At 60.7% G+C, this 2,222-nt stretch carries 3 protein-coding genes; 1 reads left to right on the top strand and 2 read right to left on the bottom strand.

Annotated elements, in window-relative coordinates:
• A partial coding sequence (locus QT222_RS02160; protein WP_491476160.1) for a sensor histidine kinase occupies positions 1-1,107 on the bottom strand: 1,107 nt, incomplete at its 3' end.
• A 165-nt stretch (positions 1,108-1,272) separates the two neighbouring features.
• On the opposite strand from QT222_RS02160, the gene hjc reads away from it, so the two are divergent.
• Positions 1,273-1,698 carry a Holliday junction resolvase Hjc gene (gene hjc / locus QT222_RS02155; RefSeq protein WP_004058489.1) on the top strand — a complete coding sequence of 142 codons (426 nt, stop codon included), beginning with the start codon at positions 1,273-1,275 and terminating at the stop codon, positions 1,696-1,698.
• A gap of 36 nt (positions 1,699-1,734) precedes the next feature.
• Here hjc and QT222_RS02150 read toward each other — a convergent pair.
• Positions 1,735-2,222: SWIM zinc finger family protein (locus tag QT222_RS02150; RefSeq protein ID WP_491476159.1), on the bottom strand; the 488-nt coding region annotated here is incomplete at its 5' end.

Here is a 2,222-nt window from a genome sequence, read left to right as displayed (position 1 = left end):
ACCGTAGGCGGTGTGGTCACCGCCGAGGATGTTGTCGCCGGGTCGAGCGAGCATCACCGTCACCACTGACCCGTCGTCGCCGCTCTCGACGGAGACGCTGCCACCGTATTTGTCTCCGACGAGCAGGCGGACGAGCGTGAGACCGAACCCCGTCGTCGGGTCGTCGTACTCCGGCAATCGGCGTTCTTCGACGACGGCCGCAACTCTGTCAGGAATTCCCGGTCCTTCGTCAGCGATTTCGATTCGTACCTCGTCTTCCGTTGCCGATACTCCGACTGCGACGTGAGGTGATTCTGTCTCTGAGTGAACGACGGCGTTCTCTAACAGGTGCCGGAGCGCCGTATCGAGATGTGCATCGGCGAGCGCCTGCAGGTTGTCGGGTGCATCCACGTCGAGTGTGACTGCCATACCGGTGTGGTCACTGCACACGTCGTCGATTGCAGTTTTGATGGCCGCACTCACGTCGGTCGGGACTGGGCACTCCCCCACGGGACCGAGAATCGCGCGGAGTTCGGAGATTGATGCGTCGATTTGGTCGGCGTTTCGCTGGATAACCCGAAAGTCCTCTGCGTGTTCGACTTCGTCATCCACTCCGAGGGTAGCGTAGCCGCGGATGACGTTTATTTTGTTCAGGACTTCGTGCCGGAGGATGCGATTAAGAACGGTCAAACGGTCGGCCTGTTCGGAAAGTTCGCGTCGATGACGACCGTTCATCGCCGTTCGAATACCGGTGAGAGCGCCGCCGATAGACCCACCGATGAGGACGTTTGCGACGAGGCTCGATTGGGCGAACACATCCAACTGTGTCGTGTATCCGGTGCCGACGAACGTCAATCCGAGAACGAGAATCATCGACGTGGCCCCGAGAATGCTCCACGTCGCAACGGTGTTGACGAACGACCGTTCGTACGAACTCACGGCCAAGCCGATACCGAATACGGTCAACCCGAGACCTAAGACGAGAAATACGGCCTGACCGAGTAGAAACTCGGCGAACCCGGCAGTCGGGTCGATAGATTCGAGGACTGTGTACCGTGTCGTAAGAAAGCCAATCGTGGCGACGAGGAACCCGCCGTACTTGATACTTCGACCCGGTACACCCCTCATAGTGTTATATGTGTTCACTCGACACAATCCTTACTCTTTTGGTGATTATTCTCTTCTCAGTTATGTCTTCCAACCGATTTGTGGCCGATTTTCAGTCCCAGTTACGGCCGGATTGACGCAGGTCCATTGAGTCCATTTATGAACGGTCGTGGCCGAGTCACGAGCATGTCTTCGAACAGAAAGGGAGACCGACGCGAACGCGAACTCGTGAACGAACTCGACGAGGCCGGGTTCGCGGTCATGCGTGCCCCCGCGTCCGGGAGCGCGACGACGCGCGAACTGCCCGACGTGCTTGCGGGCAACGGCGAGGTGTTCTACGCCATCGAGGCGAAGGCGTCCAGTGGCCGCCCTATCTACTTGAGCGGCGAGGAGGTCGAAGCGCTCATCTACTTCTCGCAGAATTTCGGTGCGAAGGCCCGCATCGCCGTCAGATTCGACCGCGAGGACTGGTATTTCTTCCACCCCGGCGACCTCTATGTGACAGACGGAGGGAACTACCGCGTCAAAAAGGAGACGGCGCTCTCGGAGGGCGAGGACTTCGAGTCGTTCACCGGCGGCCCGAAACAGACGCGTCTCGGCGACGACGACTAAGCGAGCGGAAAGCGATGCGTTGCGCGCGGAGACGACTCAGGCGCGGGCTAACCTTTCGCCGAGCGAGCGCGTTCCGACGAATCCGCGCTCGACGCGACTGAGTCGAGAGGCCGGGAACCGATACGTCTTCAAGCGACCGAGTTCGGCGAGTCCGGCGTCTGCCGGGAGCGAGTCGAGGTAGACTGCCTCGAACACCGGTTCGTGGTCGCCGTAGTCGACGTTACTCTCGTACTCGGAGACGTGTTTTCCTGTCTCGGTTGGGGTTTCGTCGGCGCGGCGTTCCATCGCTCGTGTAACGACGAGGAGACTCCCGGTTTCCCTGTCGCGGACGAGGTCGCCGGTGTGGTGCTCGTGGTCGGCACAGAGTTGCGGGCCTCGTGCGTCCATCGGGACGAACGTCTCGTCGCCACAGACGGCGCAGGTGGCACTTCGGTGACCCGGCGGCGGAATCTCGCCGCGGGTAATCTCGATAGCGACGCGCCGGAGATGTTTACAGCGAGTGTGTCGGATGGCGTGGTCGGGGC

The sequence above is a fragment of the Haloferax sp. s1 genome (assembly GCF_058382125.1).
Note: the sequence above shows the minus strand (reverse complement) of the source record. Positions and strands in the feature narration are given on the sequence as shown.

What these genes read in the sequence shown, in the direction of transcription:
- hjc (WP_004058489.1), top strand. Translation starts at nt 1,273, where the DNA reads ATGTCTTCGAACAGAAAGGGAGACCGACGCGAACGCGAACTCGTGAAC.